Source organism: Paenibacillus bovis (assembly GCF_001421015.2).
GTDB classification, from domain to species: Bacteria; Bacillota; Bacilli; order Paenibacillales; family Paenibacillaceae; genus Saccharibacillus; species Saccharibacillus bovis.
The window spans coordinates 227590-247424 of the sequence record NZ_CP013023.1 but is presented as its reverse complement, the minus strand read 5'-3'; the positions used below and the strand labels follow the sequence as shown (position 1 = coordinate 247424).

Genomic DNA, 19835 nt, shown 5'->3' with positions numbered 1-19835 from the left:
GGAAATGACACAATCTACAACAATACCTGCTGCTATTCAGGACAAGGTACAGCTTCATAACGGGGTATCCATGCCATGGCTGGGCCTCGGCGTATTCAAGGTGGAGGAGGGCGAAGCGCTCGTACAGGCTATTCGTTCGGCAGTGAAGCATGGCTACCGGAGTATCGATACGGCTGCTATTTATGCAAATGAAAGCAGTGTCGGACAGGCGATCAAGGAAGTGATCGAGGAAGGTCTTGTCACCCGTGACGAGCTGTTCATCACCTCCAAAGTATGGAATGCGGATCTCGGATACGAAGAGACGCTGGCCGCTTATGAAGCAAGCTTGGACAAACTGGGACTCAAGCAGCTGGATCTGTATCTGATCCACTGGCCGGTCGCAGGCAAATACAAGGAAGCCTGGCGTGCGCTGGAGACACTGTACAAGCAGGGACGTGTACGTGCAATCGGCGTCAGCAATTTCCAGATTCATCATCTGGAGGACCTGATGCAGGATGCAGAGATCAAGCCGGTGATCAATCAGGTGGAGCTGCATCCCAAGCTGACCCAGATAGAGCTGCAGCAGTTCTGCGCCTTGCATGGCATCCAGCTGGAATCCTGGTCGCCGCTGATGCAGGGGCAATTGCTGGATCATCCGGTACTGCAGAATATTGCTGGTGCTCACGGCAGATCGATCGCCCAGATTATTCTGCGCTGGAATCTGCAGCGAGGTATTGTGACGATTCCCAAGTCGATCACGGAATCGCGGATTATCGAGAACGGCACGATCTTCGACTTTTCCCTGTCCGCGCAGGAGATGGAGCAGATCAGCGCAATAAACGAGAATGTACGCGTAGGTCCGGACCCGGATCATATTGATTTCTAAACTGCTACACAGGCGTGTATCCACCTGGATTCAGACACTTAGATACCCATCTTCATAAGTGCAACAAAAATCCCCTGCAGTCGTGTTCTGCAGGGGATTTATATCTATTGGGGTTAAAGGGGTGCCGAAATGCAGAGCGTAAGGGGTTTACGCTTCTTCTACATCAAAGCCGGCTTGTTTCCATGCTGCTGTACCGCCATCGATGTAAGCTACATCGGTGAAGCCCATCAGCTTCAGTGCATACGCGCCCAGTGCGGCTTGGCCGCCTGCACCGCAGGTTACGAGAACCGGACGGTTGCGATCGCTCAGACGCTCATCGCGCAGCTCAGCAGGTACACCCAGATCTGCACGGATCGGCAGCATGCCCAGGGAAATATTTACGCCGCTCGGGATCAGACCGCAGGCACCGGCATCTGCCGCATCCTGTACGTCAATAACGAGGGTGTTCGGATTGCTGTTGATTTTCTCGCGTGCTTCCTGGGAAGTTACACCCGGAACGTTGTTGCGAGCTTGTGTAACCATATCTGTAAATGTTAATGCCATGATTCATCATCCTCCTGAATTGGAATATAAGTATAAAATACCGACTATGTGACGGTGATGTTCAACCAAGTATATTTACCCAGAAATGGAAAGGATAAGTCAGGAAATGGATTCGCCAGCCAGTACTTTTTGAATATCGGCTTCGATTTCGGCAGGGTCGAGGCGAGATGGGTATTGCTTCACGACATTGCCGCTTCCATCCACCAGGAATTTGGCAAAGTTCCACTCGATATCGCCGGTACGGGATGGTTCGGGTGCAGCTTCTACGAGATGACGGTACAATGGATGCGCGTTGTCACCTTTGACATCTACTTTGGAGAATAATGGGAAGCTGACGCTGTAATTGACCTGGCAGAAATCCTTGATTTCCTCTTCGGTACCCGGTTCCTGTCCCATAAACTGGTTGCATGGGAAGCCCAGTACTTCAAACCCGGAATCCTTGTACGTATCGTACAACTTTTGCAATCCTTCGTACTGGGGAGTCAGACCACAGCCGCTGGCTGTATTCACAATCAGCAGTACCTTGCCCTGGTAATCCGCCAGAGACTTTTCTTGCTTATCGATCGTTGCAGCAGAATAATCATATACCGACATTATTTCATCTCCCTGCCTTTTTTTATTTTGCAAAATTATATTTTATCAAACATATTATAATTATACCTCAATATATGGCAAAGTCAAATAGAAGATCGATGCTGCAAAAGAAGAGATGAAGAGCCTTTGTCAGCAGAAGTCTGCTGGGAAAAAGAGGAATATAGGCCTGCTGCTGCGAATTAGTGATTATCCGTACGAATGACAAGGGAGGCTGCATGATGAAAATACTGGTATCCGGCTTTGAGCCATTTGGTGGACATACGATTAATCCGACAGAATATCTGCTGGAAGTGATTGCCGATCATAACTGGTCCGATTTGACACTGGAGCTGCGCACGCTGCTGCTGCCGGTACATTATGACGAGTGTGTCGAGCTGCTGATTCAGGCGGTGGAGGAGTTCCAGCCAGATGCCGTGATCGCCTGCGGACTGGCAGAAGGACGAACCGCGGTTAGTCTGGAGCGGATCGCCGTTAATATCAAAAGTGTAGAGCCGAGTGCCAGCTATGCGGATAATCGCAATGCCCGGCCGCAGGATGTACCGATACATGAAGGTGGACCCGATGGATTATTCGCGACCCTGCCGATCCGACGGATTACCGAGCGTCTCGTGGAGAATGGCATACCTGCCGAGATTTCCAACACAGCCGGCACCTTTATTTGCAACAATACCATGTATGGGATTCTCGATTATGTGCAGCAGCAGCGTCCGGGGGTACTGGCCGGCTTTGTTCATTTCCCGGCGTCGACCGAGATGGCGCTGCACAAGCCATCGCTGCCATCTTTGCCGATCAGTCTGATGTCACGTGCTCTGCAGCTGATTATCCGAACTACAGTGGAGCAGCTGCAGACAGATTCCGCTTCGGTATAGAGATAGGCTGTTCGAATACAGTTAACACATATTGACATGGCGTTTGATTGTAACTATACTGGTTACAACGGTGGTGATACAAATGAAACAAATCAGTACACGCTTCTCCATGGCCGTTCATACCCTGTCGCTGATCGATATGTGTCCGCTGGAATGTACCGGAGACTTTATCGCAGCCAGTGTAAATACGAATCCGGTCGTTATTCGCCGCATTATGAGCATGCTCAAAAAGGCCGGTCTGATCGAGGTTCGCGCCGGCGTGGGTGGAGCCTATCTGCTCCGCAAGCCGGAACAGATTACGCTGCTGGATATATACCGGGCAGTACATGCAGCAGATGAGAACCAGTTGTTTGGTATCCATGGCGATTCGAATATAGCCTGTCCGGTCGGCCGTAGTATCGAGCAGGTACTGCAGCAGGAACTTCTGGATGCCCAGCATGTGATGGAGCAGCGACTGGCCCGTACGACACTGGATCAGCTCAATGAACAATTTGCTATGACATCATCTTCAATAGAACAGTAAAAGCTCTTTATAGAGCTTTTATTTATACATCTGTTGTAACCGAATAGGTTATAACGAACAAAACAATCCATTCTAGGAGGAATAACAATGACTATTCTAGTAACAGGCGCAACAGGTAAACTGGGTTCCAAAATCGTGGAGAAACTGCTGCAGACCGTTCCGGCCGGCGAACTCGCTGTGAGTGTACGCAACCCTGCCAAAGCCGAGCATCTGCGCGCGCTGGGTGTAGATGTGCGTCACGGTGATTTTGATCAACCGGATACACTGGATCAGGCTTTTGCCGGCGTGGATCGTCTGCTGATCATTTCCGCCGATGGAGATAATGAGACACGTATTCGTCAGCACAATGATGCAGTCGCAGCGGCAGCCCGCGCCAAGGTGGGCTTTATCGCTTATACGAGCGTAACCAATGCGCAGGAGAGCAGCCTGATGCTGGCACCTGTACATCAAGCGACAGAGCAGGCGATTCTGGCGACAGGTATTCCGTATTCTTTCCTGCGTAACAACTGGTATCTGGAAAATGAATTATCTACGATACAGGCTGTACAAGCAGGCGCTCCATGGGTCACATCGGCCGGTTCCGGCAAAGTAGGCTGGGCGACGCAGGAAGATTATGCAGCTGCAGCCGCCGCTGTACTGCCTACTGGACATGAGAATACCACATACGAATTGTCCGGTCCGCTGCTGACACAGGATGAGCTGGCTGCTGCTGTCGGCACGGTGCTGGGCAAGGAAGTTACGGTGCAGCATGTAGATGATGATACGTATGCAGAAATTATGAAAAGCGCCGGTCTGCCGGAATTCCTGCTACCGATGCTCGTAGGTATTCAGCAGGGTATCCGTGAAGGCCAGCTGGAGATTGCCCACAGTGACTTTGAACAGCTGCTGGGTCGTCCGGTCACTCCGGTAGTTGAAGCACTGCGTCAGCTTGTTGCACAGTAAGCTTCAATTATCTTCGATATCATCATGAATGAAATAGTATACAGACCAAATAAAAGCCGCATCATATCGCCGGATGATCTTACGTCCGGTAATACGATGCGGCTTTTTTATTATGAAGACCAGTTTCATTCGCTTTTGTGAAAATAGGGAATAGAGGATCGATCTCTATCGATGATGTATTTTCATCGAGTAGAAGAGCGGGCTCTTCGCCGGCTGCTAGTCAGGCGGATCGTCCAGGCAATCACAACCCAAATCAGGCTGATTCCCATCAGCGGAAACATCATCAGTAGCGGGATATCGATAATGGCGCCAATCGGATCCGGATAAATAATCTGGGAAATCCATCCGGGCAGGATGGCAGCCAACGCGAGCGTGAACAGAACGCCGCTCCCGATCCATGCTTTGCGGGACCAGCGGAGCGCAAGCAATACCAGCAGCAGCAGTACGGCCAGTTCCAGCAGCCAGATGATGCGGAACAATGGATCAGAGAATGCTGTTGCAGGATTAATAAGCCACACAGGCTGCACCTCCTTCCGGATAAAATGATAGAACGCCTGCTGTATGTCCGTCATCGGTTATATTGTGATTGATCCTATCATGACCGTGCGTGATTCATGCAGCAGCCTTTCTTCTCAACATGAGGTGAGCAGCAAGCTTATTAATCTTCGAATGTAATTACGATTTTGCCTTTGGCATGATGCGTCTCGCTCAGTTCATGGGCTTTACGCAATCCTTCTTCGGAGAAAGGAATCTCGGTGCCGACAATTGCGTTGACTTTGCGCTGCTCCATCAGCTGACCCAATTCCTGCAGCTGCTTGCCATCCGGCTGCAGCCAGATCGACTTGGCCGTGATATTCATTTCGCGGGCAATATCCTCGTCCGGCTGTCCTACAATAGAGATGAGGCGTCCGGTATCGCGCTTGAGTACTTTGAAGCTGTCTTTTTGAATATCGCCGCCCATCGTATCGAAGACCAGATCAATATCGGACAGTACCTCGGCAAAATTGGTCGCTTTGTAATCGATCACTTCATCCGCGCCGAGAGACTTGAGGAATTCGGCATTTTGAGCGCTGGCTGTAGTAATAACATGCGCCTGTGCATTTTTGGCGAGCTGGATTGCCAGACTGCCGACACCGCCTGCACCGGCGTGGATCAGTACTTTTTCGCCGGCTTTGAGCTGTCCATGATCGAACAGTGCCTGCCATGCTGTCAGACCGGCAAGCGGTACAGAAGCAGCTTCCTGATAGCTGATAGCTGGTGGCAGCGGTGCGAGCAGATGATCATCTACCAGCGTGTATTCGGCATACGTACCGAACCGGGTGGTGTCCGGACGGGCGAATACCTTGTCGCCGATTTTCCATTCGGTAACAGCCGAGCCGACTTCGGTAATCACACCGGCGGCATCCCAGCCGAGAATAATCGGGAACTCCCAGTCCATCATATCTTTCAGATAGCCTGCACGCAGCTTCCAGTCAATCGGATTGATGGAGGTTGCCTTGAGCTTGACGACAACCTGGTGTTCAGCCGGTACCGGATGGGGTACTTCCATTTCCTTGAGTTGATCTTTATCTCCGTATTGTTCAATAACGATGGCTTTCATGATAGACCTCCTTAGATAGTAACGATAAGAGTATAGTGATGATAAGGGTGATGAAATATTCTCTTTACATAACATACCCATTTCTCAGCTTTGCCAACGCACCTACAGACAGAACAAGCGTTCAAATTCGTTTTTAGATGAAGTGAAAACAGGAATACCGTGAGGGATTTCACGGTATTCTCTGGATACAACAGCTTTTGCAATTAGTGAGATTGTACATTCGGAGCCGAGAAGGATCGAGAACGATAGCTTTCCGGTGAGCAGCCGACAATTTCTTTGAATACCCGGCTAAAATGAGGCAGCTGCTTGAAGCCGGACAGCCGGCTGATCTCGGTGATTGACAGCTCGCGCTGATAATGCAGCAGCAGCCGTGCCTGACTGATCCGCCGATGATACAAATATTTGAAAATGGTCATGCCTGTCCATTCCTTGAATAATGAAGTGATATAGGCGCGGGAGAGGTGCAAATGCTCCGCAATCTGTTCCAGTGTAATCTCATGCATGTAGCAGGTCTCGATATAATCAAGAATATGCTGAACGTACAGCTCCTTGCCGGCTCGGCTGCTGTCCTTCTGCTCTTCCTGGCAGCGGCTGGCGAGCATGGACAGCAGCTCGCACAGCTTGAGAATAAAGCGAAAAGAAACGTTGCCCTGTTCCTCCAGCGGCAGCACAGCCAGCTGGGCCAGCAGCTGTTCCAATTCCGGCTGTTCCTCACGGCTCAGTGAAATGCGGCGGTTACCGGACTGCTCAAAAGGCAGCAGCAGTCCGCCAATATGTTCCGGCCGGATATATTCATGCAGCAGGGTCGGATCGAAATGGAGCGTCGAGCGCACATAGGGATGATCCGGCTCCGGGTGTGGACGGTGGAGTGTACGTCCATGCATCAGGAGTACATCGCCCGGACGCAGATGATAGCTGTGCTCACCAATAATATAAGTACAGATACCTTCATGGAAATAATAAATCTCATACTGCAGATGGGAATGAAACCCATCGACCGCCGGGGGATGAAAAGGTCCGGCTGACCGATATCCGTAAGTAATCGCATGATCCATCCGCATCGTCTCCGGCATGGGAAAAACATCTCCTTTTCGGTAGCGTTTACATAAGTTGCTTTCATTGTATCACTACCGAGGAGAAAGGGGGCAGCAGGACCAAGCCGATTCTGTATGATTTTAGAAGATAATCCAATAATCAGTTTGTCGTATAGCGTCCATATCCCAAAAAACAGCGTAGCCACTCCATAGGTGCTGCAGTGGCTACGCTGTCCTGTTTTATCTATTATAATGCAGCCTGCCAGTAATTGCTTGAGGTGTACCAAAGCCAAGCAGACCGTCCGGCTGATCCCATGCCTTTTGCTGGGCGAGCAGGCACAGTTCGGCTGCCTTGAAAGCATGCTCCTGGGTCATTGCCGTCTCGGTCCGATCCAGTACATCGCGAATCAGCTGACCGAAGAAAGGAAAGCCCACTTTGCCGGTAACATTAAAATGGTATTCGCCCTCATGATTAACCAGATATACATGATCCCGTGCAGGATCGCGGGCGATATCAATGTATTTGCGCAGTTCAATATAACCGTCGGTTCCAAGCAGCAGTGTTCGTCCATCGCCCCAGGTGCCCAGACCGTCCGGGGTGAACCAGTCCACCCGTACATAGCCGGAAGCCCCACTATCGCCGGTCAGGGAAATTTCGCCAAAGTCCTCGAGCTCGGCATACTGTGGATGATTGAAATTAGCGACCCGGCTATGATTGATTATCGCATCAGTGGAGGAAGTGAACGTTAGGAACTGTTCGATCTGGTGGCTGCCGATATCACAGAGGATGCCCCCATACTGCTCCCGGCGGAAAAACCAGTCCGGCCGCTTGTCCGCTACCAGTTGATGCGGACCTGTACCCATCAATTGCACGACTTTACCGATCGCTCCCTGATGGATCAGCTGCTGGGCATAGACGGCACTCTCCACATGCAGTCGTTCACTGTAATAGACCGTGTATTTGCGCCCTGTACGCGCCGCCTCGATTCGTGCCTCGATCAGCTGCTCCATCGTTGTAAATGGAGCCTTGTCGGTAAAATAGTCTTTGCCCGCCTGCATCACCCGTACGCCCAGTGGTCCACGCTCGGATGTGATTGCTGCGGCGGCGACGAGCCGAATCGCATCATCCTGCAGAATCTCCTCCAGCGACGAAGCGATTCGGGCTTCCGGATACTGCTTGTGAAAGGAAGCGATTTTCCGCGGATTGCGGTCGTAGATCCATTTGACCGTCGCTCCGGCTTCGACCAGACCTGCACACATCCCGTAAATATGCCCGTGATCCATAGCAGCCACCGCGATCTGGAATTCTCCCGGCCCACAGACAGGTTCGCTCTGATACGCCGTGGTCGGTGCATAAAACATGCCGTCTTTGCTCATTGTGATGCGCCTTCCTTTCTGTGATGCGAATGGTTATTTATACGTATTGCTCATATCGGCAGGCATGGATTCCTGACCGGCCGCATCCCCGGCAAAAGAAGATTCTTCCCGGCGCCGGGCCAGATGGTCTTCAAAGCGCTGTTCGTCGATCGGCAGCGTCACCCAGTCATCTTCCCAGGTCGATAGCAGCATCGCATTGGACAGCGTTAGCCCGCGTATGCCTTCTGCTCCGGGAGCAATGAGCGGGGTGCCTTCGCGAATTGCTTCGATCCAGTTGCGGATAATGCCGGGATGCCCGGTCTCTGTCTCTTCGATCGGAATATCGCACTGCCAGCACTCGGGATGTCCGAATGCGCCTTGATAGCGTTCGTTGAATACAGGCTCCGGTTCCCGCAGCCGCCAGAAGGTCAGCCGATCGTGCTCAATAACGATTTTGCCGCGATCACCGGTTACTTCAAATCGGTTGGTTCCGGGATATTCACCGGTTGTGGTTATAAATACCGCCGAAGCGCCATTCTCGTATTCGGCATAGGCGGTCACATCATCTTCCACTTCAATATTCCGGTAGCGTCCGAATTGGCAAAAGGCGCGGATGCGCGATGGCATCATTCCCGTGGTCCACTGCAGTAGATCCAGCTGATGCGGACACTGGTTGATCAGCACACCGCCGCCTTCTCCGCTCCAGGTTGCCCGCCAGCCGCCGGAATCATAATAACTTTGCGCCCGGTACCAGTTGGTTATAATCCAGTTCAGCCGCCGGATCTCGCCCAGTTCACCGCTTGCGATCAGATCGCGCAGCTTGCGATAGACCGGATTGGTCCGCTGATTGTACATAATGGCAAATACGCTCTCCGGTGCCGCAGCCGCTGCATCATTCATCTCCTGCACTTCCCGGGTGCTCACGCCGGCAGGCTTCTCCACGAGTACATGCAGACCATGATGGAAAGCCGAAATAGCCTGTCTGGCATGATCCTTGTGCGGAGTCGCCAGCAGCACCGCATCGACCGTGCCGGACTGCATCAGCTCCTCCGGGTCATTCCAAAAAGCGACCGATACCGGCAAATGTTCCCGGCTCCATGCTTCCATCGATGCCCGCATATCACATACAGCGGTCAATTCCGCACCGGGGATAGAGCCGGATAACAGGGTGCGAGCATGGGTACTGCCCATATTGCCGATGCCGATAACGGCGACGCGTACATTGCTTGTCATAACGGTTAGACCTCCTGTCCATGCTGCTGCAGTTGTTCGCGGAATACATTGGCAAAATGCTGCAGCATCTCTGCCGAACCGAATTGTCCGCTAAAATCCTCCACACCCAGATAGCCGTCATATCCGGCAGCAGCCAGATCGGCAACGAGCTGTGTCCAGGATACGCTGCCTTCCAGCAGAGGCATCCACTCACATTGCCAGCGGCCATCGCTGCTGCGTATCCATCCGGCATTTTTGATATGCACATGAGCCAGATACGGACCGAGCAGCTGGATACCCATCAGATAATTCTCGTACCCTTCATGTACCAGATTGCCAGGATCATACAACACGCCGACATGAGCCGGATTCAGATGTCCAACCAGCCGCATCGCGAGCGAAGCACTTGGCGCAATCGTCTCATGATGGGTCTCGACCAGTGCCTTGATGCCATATTGGCTCGCCATTTCCTGAATACTGGACAGGTAACGAACCGCTTCGGTCTCCAGATCTTCATAATGGCGCTGCCTATCGTAACGGGGCACACCCACACGCATCATCGTTGCTCCCAGCTGCTGTGCCGTATCAAAAGCCTGATGGGCTTTGTCCAGATCTCCGCATTTTAGGTAAGGGACGAGAGCAATCGATCGCATCCGTTCCTGCTCAACAGCCAAGCGAATCATCTGCAGCCTTTCGCTGGACATATCCGGGTCTAGTGAACAGCGATTATGCCGCCAATAAGAAGGAGACTCTTCGGCCGCATCTGCGGGTATACCGGCATATCGCCATTCGATCCCTTCGATTCCGGCAGCAGCTGCAGCCGTGATTAGCTGCTCCGGTGTCAGATCGGGTGTACATACGGTAAATACGGATAATTTCATCACCAGTTATCATCTCCTCGGTATCCGGGATTTCGTGATCAAACGGGAATTCAGCAGTAATAGCGTGTCATGAGTCCTGTGATTGTTCCAGTCATTTAGGTTGTGTATCCCGGCATATTTGCAATCGCTTTCAGACAAGTGCATTGTAGCATGACGGCAGGTGGGCGGACAGATGGTACAGTGAATAGTGGCGTTGCAGATAAATAACGGTACCAAAGCCATACTGTCAGATAAATAGAGAGGCAGCTGCCAGAAAATACGAATAATTTCGACACTCCGGCGGTACCAGCACATCAATGCCGCCGAAACGGGGTACTATATTAAAAGTAAATGAACCAGCGTCACGGATACGTCCTAACCGGATGAACCCGATACAGAGGAGGAACCCTTTAATGGCACAAATGAAAGCAGTAGGACTCACACGCTATCTTCCGATCAAACAGCAGGACAGTCTGCAGGACCTGCAGATTCCAAGGCCGCAGGCGAAGGGACACGATCTGCTTGTTCAAGTGCAGGCCATTTCGGTAAATCCGGTGGATACCAAGCTCCGTGCGCCCAAGGACAAAGTAGAGCCGGAGCCGGTTATACTGGGCTGGGATGTCGCCGGTATTGTAGAAGAGATTGGCGAGCAGGTACAGGGATTCCAACCGGGAGACAAAGTGTACTATGCCGGAAGTGTCACCCGTCCCGGTGGCAACAGCGAATATCATCTGGTAGACGAGCGGATTGTAGCACATCAGCCCCAGTCACTGGATTATGGAGCTGCGGCAGCACTGCCGCTTACTTCGCTGACTGCCTGGGAAGGAATTCATGACCGGCTCGGTATACCGGAAGATCCTGCAGCCAATCAGGGCAGGTCTATTCTGATTATCAATGCGGCCGGTGGCGTAGGCTCGATCGCTACCCAGATTGCCCGTCATGCCGGTCTCACGGTGATCGGTACAGCCTCTCGCAGCGAGACGACCCGGTGGGCACTCGATCATGGTGCTCATCATGTGATCAATCATAGAGAATCATTCCGGCCGCAGCTGGAGCAGCTCGGTATGCCGGAAGTGGATTATATTTTTTGTCTGAATCATACCGATCAGCACTGGGAGACGATGGCTGATGTGATTGCTCCGCAGGGCCGAATCTGTTCGATTGTGGAGACCGAGCAGCCGCTTGATCTAAATCTGCTCAAAGACAAAAGTGCCTCGTTCGCATGGGAGTTCATGTTTACCCGTGCCAAATACGGTACTGCCGATATGCAGCGCCAGCAGCAGATTCTCCAAAAAGTTGCCAAACTGGTGGATCAGGGCATTTTCCGTACCACCGAATCCGAGCGTCTGCAGCCGATTCATGCCGCGCATCTGCGCCAGGCTCACCAGCAGCTGGAATCCGGCAGTACGATTGGCAAGGTCGTTCTGGCGGGCTGGCAGTAGAGAAGATAGTGGAACCGATAACGTATACGTATAGTCAGAGGAGGAGCCCTTGTTATGAAAAGGATGTCCGCAGATCATCCTGTCGCGATATATATGAAAAAGCGCATCAATGAATATTATGAGAGCCCAGATCCGGAGATTAATGTTCTGCTGGACGAACGCTGTATCGTTCTTCATTTGAAAAACTTTATCGGACCGCGCATGGAAAGTATTGTACAGCAGCAGGAGGACCCGGATGTATTCCGTACCCTGCGGGAGCTGATGATGGAATATACGCTGCAGAGCTTCACCAGAGATATGAAAGAGCAGTTTGGCATCAAGGTCAAGGATGTGTATTACGACTGGGAAGAACGTGATTTCTCGGGAATGATCGTGGGACTGCTGGAGGAAGATGCTTTTGCAGAGACGGTGGAGACATATCCCCATCAGTATCAGGTTCATGAGCGAACCAATGAGATTACGAATAGTGTACAGCGGGTGCCAGACAGGGTGTACAGCTTCTGGATGGATGACCAGCTGCTCATTATCGTGCGTGACGGTTTGTTGATTCCGCTTGAAAAAGAGCTGCTGCGTCAGGGTGAAAAAGAACTGCTGCGCAAAACAAAACGCGTATTGGAGCGCAAGGAATTTCTGTATCACAGCCAGATTCCCGAGATTATCGGACTTGAACTCGAAGCGATTTACCTGGACTGGCAGTTTGACCATGACCGTAGTGTACTCGTATATCAATTCAAATAAGGAGGACTGAAATGAACAGCAAAGATCAGCAGACCAAGGCCACGATCCGCAAAGCAGCCGATCAGGCTTTTGACAACGAAATGGATGAGATTAATCGCCAGATGGAAGAAGAAGTCATGATTGCACTGGTCGGTGATGTCAACGCCGGCAAGTCATCGACCATCAACCAGATTATCGGGGACGAAGTTGCCGGTGTCGGGGCCGAGCCGGGAGAGACCACACAGATTCGTCCGTATCCTTATCGGGAAAAGATTATATTGATCGATACACCGGGGCTGAACGATGTGAATATTAGCAATTCCAGCGTAACCCGCGATTATTACCGCAAAACCGATGTAGTTCTGTTTTTCCTGAATGCTGCCGGGACCGTATTCTCCGAAGCAGAGCAAAAGTCGCTGGAAGCGCTGGAGAAAATTAATACGAATATACTGATCGTGCTGAACAAGATCGATGCTGCCGACGAGATCGATCGTCTGGTGCGGCGTATCCGTCAGGAGACAGGAGACCGCTACGAAGTGATCCCTATTTCATCCCGTACCGGGCAAAATATCGACAAGCTGCGCGGCAGTATCCTCGATATTCTCAAAAAAAAAAGTAAGGACATTTTATTCGCCCGCACGATCAAGGAAAAGTCCTCTACCGCCAACAAATGGATTATCGGCGCAGCCACATCGGCAGGCGCGATCGGCGCTGCACCGATACCTGGAGCGGATATTATCCCGCTGACTGCGATACAGATTGGCCTGCTGACCCGTCTGGCAGCACTATATGAGCGTCCGATCAGCCGCGAGACGGCCAAGGAGATCGTGATTGCTTCGATCGTCGGCAATATGGGGCGAACCCTGTTTGCCCAGATCAGCAAAATCTTCCCCGGTGCAGGTTCTGTTGTCGGTGCAGGCGTAGCGGGATCGGTTACACTGGCACTCGGTTATTCGGTTAAATATGCCTATGAACGTGGCATTGATGTAACGCCGGAAAGTATAAGTCGTCTGTACCGCAAATTCCGTGACAAGGTCAAGAAAAAGGATGACCTGCCTGCTGTCGAGGAGGAAGACCGCAAGCATCGATAATTCGCCGTATACTGGTCTTAACGGTATTACAGCTTATTTTATAAACCGCCTGAAACCCGAACTGCCTGTGCACAGTATATGAATAGCAAGTAGACGATGAAAGGCTGGTTATGGATTGAGAGCATTACAGCGAATGAATGGACATATCCAGCGCTGGCTGCAGGAGCGCCATTTCAGACCCGGGCAGCTGATCAGGAATCGCTACCGGATCGTCGGTCTGCTGGGTACGGGCAGCTACGGTGTAACTTATCGATGCGATGACCTGGTGACCGGCGCTATCTGTGTATTGAAAAGGGTGCATCCACTGCGCGGCGGACAACGCCGTGCGGAGTTGATCTACGACCGCGAATTTCAGGCGATGACCCGGCTGCAGCATGAACGGGTGCCGGATCTGCTGGAATCTTTTACTTATCAAGGCCAGCACTGCCTGACGATGGAATATATGCAGGGACTGAATATCGGACAGCTGCTGTTCGAAGAAGAGCAGACTTTTACCGAGCAGGAATCATTGCAGCTAATCCATCAGCTGCTGGATATTGTAGAGATGATGCATAAGCAGGGAATGATCCACCGGGATATCAGTCTGTCCAATGTGCTGCTGCATGAAGGCAGGGTACAGCTGATCGACTTTGGACTGACCTGGCGCGAGGAAGAGCCGCCGGCACTTGTACAGGAACTGGACGAGCTGGTCAGCGGCGATGAACAGGAAAAGCGCATCCGGCGCCGCCTGGATGCGAGCAGCGACTTTTATGGAATCGGGCATCTGCTGCTGTATCTGCTGTACAGTACGTATGATGATGCTGATGATGCCCAGGCGGATAACGAGCAGGAGAGAAGCTGGGAGCAAGAGCTGCAGCTGCATCCTCGTACCCGGCAGATGCTTCGCAGACTGCTGCTGATTGATTCGCCCTATGTACACATAGCCGAGATCCGGTCGGAGATCGAAGATATTCTGGCAGATCAGCCGCACCCACAGTAGTCGCAACGAAAATACAAGAACGCTGCTGCTCGGATATATAAATGCGCCGCCGGCGCTTGGATGCCAAGCGCATTGCCTTACTTCTGTGATGTTCAGCCCTTGTTCGGGCTGGATGAACACGATCCTTGTGAGCATAACAACAGCCCCTTCCTGAATTAGTGAAGGGGCTGTTTGTGCTGTGCAATTGGCTATTTTATGCATTGGCAAAAGGGCTATATCTTAGCTGCTGCTGTAAGAGCTGCTGCCGCGCTTGCGCCTGTAATGTCCATGACCATATTGATTATGTGAGCTTCCTTTGCGACTGTAACGGTCGCTACTGCTATACGAACGGTGACGGCGGTGGCCTGAACCTGATTTGGACTTGAGTACCTGATTAAGAATACTTTTGATAAGACCCATCTGAGTAACCTCCTTCCGTTTTCTTATCCTCTACATACGTATCCGGTTGTTCGGCGGTTTCGGTTTTTTTGGTAAAAGAAGCTGAAAAGATACAAAACAAACGTTTTGCAATACATGTATAGAAATATCGCTTAAAATTTAATTTTTAGTGATTCAAATGTCGAAAAATAGGATATACTTAATTAACTAGGTCAAAATAACTGGTTCCTAAGTTGTATAAAAGGATGTGGATTTTGCTTATTGTGTGAATATTGATCTACTGTTGTACTGACAAAAAGAGAGAATAGGTTATCAAAGATGGCGTAGTCTTTTTAAATACTATTACCGAATAAGGAGTTACTGTACTGTATGAATGTTATAAAAAAAGGTGTGGAAAGCCTATCTGCCCGTATTCTGGGCATTGCGGCTTTGTGTATTATTGTCCCGATGGTGCTGGCAATGGTGACGGTGGGGTATACGGTGACCCGTTCGTATGAACAGGCGAATACCCAGTCTTTGGCAGCGATTGCCCAGGAAAAGTCGAAAGAACTGAATATGGTGATCAAGTCCCAGGTCGCTGTAGCGGATGCGATTGTAGAAGATCCGTATAACGTGGACTTTTTTAATAATCTAAATACAACGGGTAAAGGAAATCCGGAGCAGTTCCAGCGGATTCAGGAAAATATCACCGAGAAGCTGGAAGAGTCGAATGGGCTCTATGAGAATATTTTCTTTTCCCATGACGGCAAGATTTATATGGATGGTATCAATGGCAATTCGGTAGGTCACGAGCTGACTGCCCAGACCGATCCATGGTATCCCAAAGTACAGCAGAAGCCGGGCCCTTTTATGAGCGACATTATGGTGTCTCCGGTATCCGGCAGCACAGTTATCGTCGTCGGTAATGTACTTGGCGGCGATGATGCAGATGAACAGGAAGAAGCGGCCGGTAGCGATTCACTGAATGTTTTTGGAGCGCCGCTCACTGTGAACACACTGCTGCAGGATGTAGTTCAGCAGGATGGAGACAGTATGCTGAATACTGTAGTTATCAACAAAGCAGGCCTGATCATCGCTTCGGCGAACAAGGATCAGATTATGAAAACAGACCTGAGCAAGCTGGATTCCGGTACACTGTACAAGCAGATCCAGTCTCAGGACAAAGGCAGCGGATTTATCACCATGAACGGTGAACGCTATATGGCTTCTTATGTAAAAGATAAAGATCTGAATGTGGATATCATCTCCATGCAGCCGGTAAGCATCTATATGGATCGTGTGCATTCCATGATTACTACGATGATTATCATTACAGTCATCAGTCTGATTCTGGCAGCGATTGTACTGTTCCTGGTCGTGCGCAGTATTGTGCGTCCGGTACAGCTGGCTTCCCAGCAGCTGGAACGTATGTCCAAAGGCGATTATTCGCATATTCTGCCGGATAAATACAAGCAAAGCGCAGGCGAGACAGGTGTGCTGATCCGCTCTATGGATGCGATGCAGCAGTCCACACACCGTATGATCCAGGCGGTAAATGCCGAGATCAACCAGCTGCGCGAAGCGAGCAGTCATGCCAAAGTAGGCTTTATGGATATGAACCAGAAGCTGCAGGATGTATCGGCGACTACGCAAAATATGTCTGCCGGTATGGAACAGACTGCTGCCTCTTCCCAGGAGATCAGCGCTTCGACGATCGAATTCGAAAAAGCAATCGAGTCAATCGCTGTAGGTGCACAGGAGGGAGCCGAACAGGCAGGTGTGATCAACGAACGTGCCGGCTCACTGAAAAGCAAGCTGGATGAATCGATTGCAGCGACCACTGTGGTCTACAATGATGTCAAAGCCGGTCTGGACGAAGCTCTGGCCCAATCCCAATCGGTTGAAATGATCAAATCGCTCAGTGAGTCTATTTTGCAGATTACCAAGCAGACCAATCTGCTTGCACTCAATGCCTCGATTGAAGCAGCGCGTGCAGGTGAAGCCGGCAGAGGATTCTCCGTGGTAGCCAACGAAATCCGCAATCTGGCCGATGCTTCCAAAGATACGGTTGGACAGATTCAGGGCATTACCGATCAAGTCGTGAACTCGGTTAACAATCTGCAGAAGTATACGGCCCGCCTGATGGAATTCCTGGTGACCGAGATCGGCGCAGACTATCAGATGATGCAGGAGACGAGCAAATCCTACCTCGACGATGCCGGTTATATCGACCGTATGGTTAGCGAATTCAGCGCAACCAGCGAAGAACTGAGCGCATCTGTGCAGAATCTGGCGCAGGCGATTAATGAGATTTCTATTTCCAACAATGAGTCCGCCGACGGCACCGAAGAGATTGCCGGAGCTACGCAGGCTGTACTTGATAAAGCCAATGAAGTATCTATCGAAGCGATCAAAACGAGCGAGAGCGCAGAACGTCTCGGAGCACTGGTGAGCCAGTTCAAGTTCTGATCGGTCATGATCCGATTGCAGGATCGAAATTATAATTATTCAGTATGCTGTGCCAACCAGTCAGCTGGAGCCAGACAAAAAAGACACTCTGATCTATACAGAGTGTCTTTTTTGTAGGCTATTGCTTGATACGACAGCAAACGTCCGAATCGGTTACTTCGTTATATTTATATGATTATAGCTCGTATATCATACAAAAGTTGTTGATACTTAAATCATAATAAATATTTATGACTATACAAATGCAAAAATAACCTTCGATATTATAACATTTTCATTATGCAATATTTCCTTTAAAATTCAATAGATGCATAAATTTGCTGTTATATGAAATTAATTTATTATGCATTCAAATGAAGGAGGAAATACATTGGTACAAAAATTAAACAACAAATCTCTACATACTCCCCGGTGGCTTCTCACTGCTGTTCTCTGCATCGGTCTGGGCACCGCACTTCAAGCTCCCTCAACCCAGGCAGCCAGCAATTATCCCGATCCCATGCAGGGTCTGACCGGGTTTGCAGGTAATGCCAAAAATGAATATGGACAATCCAAATCAGCGGTGACAGGTGGTAATGGAGGCGCTGTAGTTACGGTAAATACACTGGATGAACTGAAGCAGCAGGTAGGGGATACCCAGAGAAAAACGGTTATTGTAGGCAGAAATATTAGTTCTTCCGGCAAAGCGCTGGTTAACCTGGGAGCCAATAAAACAATTGTTGGCGCTTACAATAATAACAAGCTGACCAATGTGTATCTGACAACAACCGGCAGTTCAAGCAATATAATCTTCAAAAATCTGGTGATTGCTCATACGGCAAATATTAACGAAAACAATGATATTCCGCTGTACATTAACAATGGACAGAATTATTGGGTCGATCATGTTACGCTCGAAGGTCACGGATACGATCCAAATGGACATGATCTGGATAAATTGATGTATGTGGGCAGCGGAGCAGATTATATTACCATCTCCAACAGCAAATTCACCAATCATCGCTATGGTCTGATCCTGGGATGGCCCAACGATGACGATGCCAGCGTAAAACAATATACCGGCCTGCCGCATCTGACAATGACCAACAACTATTTCAATAACGTCTATACACGCGCTCCCGGTCTGATGCGTTACGGTTATTTCCATGTCAAAAACAACCTGATCCAAAACTTCAAACTGGGCTTCACTGTAGCGACCAATGCCAAAATTTATTCTGAAGGCAATGCGTTTAATGCAGATGGCAACAGCGCAATCATCAATGTTGATCCAAGTACCAAACTGAGCGGCCAATTCAAGGATACCGGTTCGTCCCCGGCGATTACATCCAATCTGCCGGTAACTTCCTGGAAGCCGTCCAGTAACTACTCTTATTCCGTAATGAGTCCTGCTGCTGCCAAGCAATATGCTCTAAGCTATGCAGGCGCACAAAACACAGCTCTGCAGTATCCGTAATCTCTCGGCCTGGACTGTTCTATTATTAAAAACGACCATACTGTCCGGATATTATGCCGGATGGTATGGTTATTTTCTATTGGCTATATACACAAATTAACGTATTCTGCCGATAAACAAAAAGGGAATACTGGTGCAAGGATAGGGGTAATCTACGGACCCGAGGTGTTTTATCCATGCAAATCTCATCCACTTCTTCAGTGGCCTATACGTCAACCCAATCCACCAGTAATACATCCGCGCTGGAAAAACAGAAAACAGCGTTGGAAGCACAGCTCAACAAATTGCAATCCAGTACAGACAAAAAAAGTACAGATAGTGAACAGCAAATCAAACAGATTCAACAGCAGATCCAGCAGCTTGAACGCCAGATCGCCCAGGCCAGCAAAAGCTCCGGCTCTGATTCATCCGACAGCAGCAGTTCTTCATCCACGGACTCTACCGATTCCACTAAGTCTGCCCAGCAGGCTGCACTGGAAGCTCTGAAGAAAGTGCAGGAAGAGAACCAGAAAGCACAGGAAAAGCAGCAGGCACAGGCTAATCGCAGCCTGGCAGATATGGGAATTGGCAGCCGCTTCGATATGAGCATCTAGACCCGAGTCTGCATCATAGATCCGAATGGATTGTTCTACGGAAAAGCCGAATCGAAGAGTTCAAGCCAGATTAAAAAGCCAAAAGCCGTCCACCTTGGGGACGGCTTTTTTGTGCAGGCTGCAGAGGGATAGAGCGATCCGCTTGGTAATTGTGAACGAACGTTAACGTTTGGTGTGATCTCAATCACTCATGATTCCATACAATGGGAATAGAATTTGAGATATCTGAAATTAATATTAATTTGCGAATATTATCGAATAGGCTTAGGCTGGGCGGTATGATCGTCGATACACTGCTGTAGTCGCAGAGCAGCAAATGACCAAAACCAAGGGAGC

At 50.2% G+C, this 19835-nt stretch carries 20 protein-coding genes; 11 read left to right on the top strand and 9 right to left on the bottom strand.

Annotated elements, in window-relative coordinates; all coding sequences use genetic code 11:
• The first annotated feature begins 4 nt into the window (after nt 1-4).
• Complete coding sequence (locus AR543_RS01085; RefSeq protein ID WP_060531054.1) at nt 5-865, top strand: aldo/keto reductase; 861 nt, start codon at nt 5-7, stop codon at nt 863-865.
• Nucleotides 866-1012: 147 nt separating this feature from the next.
• Here AR543_RS01085 and AR543_RS01080 read toward each other — a convergent pair whose 3' ends face one another.
• Nucleotides 1013-1408, bottom strand: coding sequence for a rhodanese-like domain-containing protein (locus AR543_RS01080; protein WP_060531052.1), 396 nt, complete (start codon nt 1406-1408; stop codon nt 1013-1015).
• Between the two features lie 99 nt (nt 1409-1507).
• Complete coding sequence (locus AR543_RS01075) at nt 1508-2002, bottom strand: glutathione peroxidase (protein WP_060531050.1); 495 nt, start codon at nt 2000-2002, stop codon at nt 1508-1510.
• A gap of 215 nt (nt 2003-2217) precedes the next feature.
• On the opposite strand from AR543_RS01075, the gene AR543_RS01070 reads away from it, so the two are divergent.
• The 3 genes from AR543_RS01070 to AR543_RS01060 all read left to right on the top strand — a co-directional run bounded on the left by AR543_RS01070 (nt 2218) and on the right by AR543_RS01060 (nt 4336).
• A complete protein-coding gene (locus AR543_RS01070) occupies nt 2218-2871 on the top strand; it encodes a pyroglutamyl-peptidase I (RefSeq protein ID WP_335582704.1) in 654 nt (217 codons plus the stop codon).
• An 82-nt stretch (nt 2872-2953) separates the two neighbouring features.
• On the top strand, nt 2954-3394 hold the full coding sequence (locus tag AR543_RS01065; protein ID WP_060531046.1) for an Rrf2 family transcriptional regulator: 441 nt from the start codon (nt 2954-2956) through the stop codon (nt 3392-3394).
• Nucleotides 3395-3481: 87 nt separating this feature from the next.
• Nucleotides 3482-4336 (top strand): SDR family oxidoreductase, encoded by an 855-nt coding sequence (locus AR543_RS01060; RefSeq protein ID WP_060531045.1) that lies wholly within the window; start codon nt 3482-3484, stop codon nt 4334-4336.
• Nucleotides 4337-4518: 182 nt separating this feature from the next.
• On the opposite strand, the gene AR543_RS01055 is transcribed toward AR543_RS01060, so the two are convergent.
• The 6 genes from AR543_RS01055 to AR543_RS01030 all read right to left on the bottom strand — a co-directional run bounded on the left by AR543_RS01055 (nt 4519) and on the right by AR543_RS01030 (nt 10419).
• The gene (locus tag AR543_RS01055; protein WP_060531043.1) at nt 4519-4854 is read right to left on the bottom strand and encodes a hypothetical protein; all 336 of its coding nucleotides are present in this window, start codon (nt 4852-4854) and stop codon (nt 4519-4521) included.
• A 140-nt stretch (nt 4855-4994) separates the two neighbouring features.
• On the bottom strand, nt 4995-5936 hold the full coding sequence (locus AR543_RS01050) for an NADP-dependent oxidoreductase (protein ID WP_060531041.1): 942 nt from the start codon (nt 5934-5936) through the stop codon (nt 4995-4997).
• A 203-nt stretch (nt 5937-6139) separates the two neighbouring features.
• Nucleotides 6140-7009 carry an AraC family transcriptional regulator gene (locus tag AR543_RS01045; protein WP_060531039.1) on the bottom strand — a complete coding sequence of 290 codons (870 nt, stop codon included), beginning with the start codon at nt 7007-7009 and terminating at the stop codon, nt 6140-6142.
• A 201-nt stretch (nt 7010-7210) separates the two neighbouring features.
• Complete coding sequence (locus tag AR543_RS01040) at nt 7211-8347, bottom strand: Gfo/Idh/MocA family protein (protein WP_060531037.1); 1137 nt, start codon at nt 8345-8347, stop codon at nt 7211-7213.
• A gap of 33 nt (nt 8348-8380) precedes the next feature.
• Nucleotides 8381-9559 (bottom strand): Gfo/Idh/MocA family protein, encoded by a 1179-nt coding sequence (locus AR543_RS01035; protein WP_060531035.1) that lies wholly within the window; start codon nt 9557-9559, stop codon nt 8381-8383.
• A 5-nt stretch (nt 9560-9564) separates the two neighbouring features.
• Nucleotides 9565-10419, bottom strand: a complete 855-nt coding sequence (locus AR543_RS01030) for a sugar phosphate isomerase/epimerase family protein (protein WP_060531034.1) — start codon at nt 10417-10419, stop codon at nt 9565-9567.
• Between the two features lie 392 nt (nt 10420-10811).
• Between AR543_RS01030 and AR543_RS01025 the strand changes: the two genes are divergently transcribed.
• The 4 genes from AR543_RS01025 (at nt 10812) to AR543_RS01010 (ending at nt 14627) form a co-directional block, all read left to right on the top strand.
• Nucleotides 10812-11840, top strand: coding sequence for a zinc-binding alcohol dehydrogenase family protein (locus tag AR543_RS01025; protein WP_060531032.1), 1029 nt, complete (start codon nt 10812-10814; stop codon nt 11838-11840).
• Nucleotides 11841-11894: 54 nt separating this feature from the next.
• The gene (locus AR543_RS01020; RefSeq protein ID WP_060531030.1) at nt 11895-12578 is read left to right on the top strand and encodes a Na-translocating system protein MpsC family protein; all 684 of its coding nucleotides are present in this window, start codon (nt 11895-11897) and stop codon (nt 12576-12578) included.
• 11 nt (nt 12579-12589) lie between these two features.
• Entirely contained in the window at nt 12590-13648 is a 1059-nt protein-coding gene (locus AR543_RS01015; protein ID WP_060531028.1) for a YcjF family protein, read from the top strand.
• A 115-nt stretch (nt 13649-13763) separates the two neighbouring features.
• Complete coding sequence (locus AR543_RS01010; RefSeq protein ID WP_145953879.1) at nt 13764-14627, top strand: serine/threonine protein kinase; 864 nt, start codon at nt 13764-13766, stop codon at nt 14625-14627.
• Between the two features lie 219 nt (nt 14628-14846).
• Here the strand turns inward: AR543_RS01010 and AR543_RS01005 are convergent, their stop codons facing one another.
• On the bottom strand, nt 14847-15026 hold the full coding sequence (locus AR543_RS01005) for a hypothetical protein (protein ID WP_060531025.1): 180 nt from the start codon (nt 15024-15026) through the stop codon (nt 14847-14849).
• Nucleotides 15027-15374: 348 nt separating this feature from the next.
• Between AR543_RS01005 and AR543_RS01000 the strand changes: the two genes are divergently transcribed.
• The 3 genes from AR543_RS01000 (at nt 15375) to AR543_RS00990 (ending at nt 19499) form a co-directional block, all read left to right on the top strand.
• Nucleotides 15375-17453 (top strand): methyl-accepting chemotaxis protein, encoded by a 2079-nt coding sequence (locus tag AR543_RS01000; RefSeq protein WP_060531022.1) that lies wholly within the window; start codon nt 15375-15377, stop codon nt 17451-17453.
• A 370-nt stretch (nt 17454-17823) separates the two neighbouring features.
• The gene (locus AR543_RS00995; RefSeq protein ID WP_082472071.1) at nt 17824-18906 is read left to right on the top strand and encodes a pectate lyase family protein; all 1083 of its coding nucleotides are present in this window, start codon (nt 17824-17826) and stop codon (nt 18904-18906) included.
• Between the two features lie 176 nt (nt 18907-19082).
• Entirely contained in the window at nt 19083-19499 is a 417-nt protein-coding gene (locus AR543_RS00990) for a FlxA-like family protein (RefSeq protein ID WP_060531020.1), read from the top strand.
• Nucleotides 19500-19835: the final 336 nt, after the last annotated feature.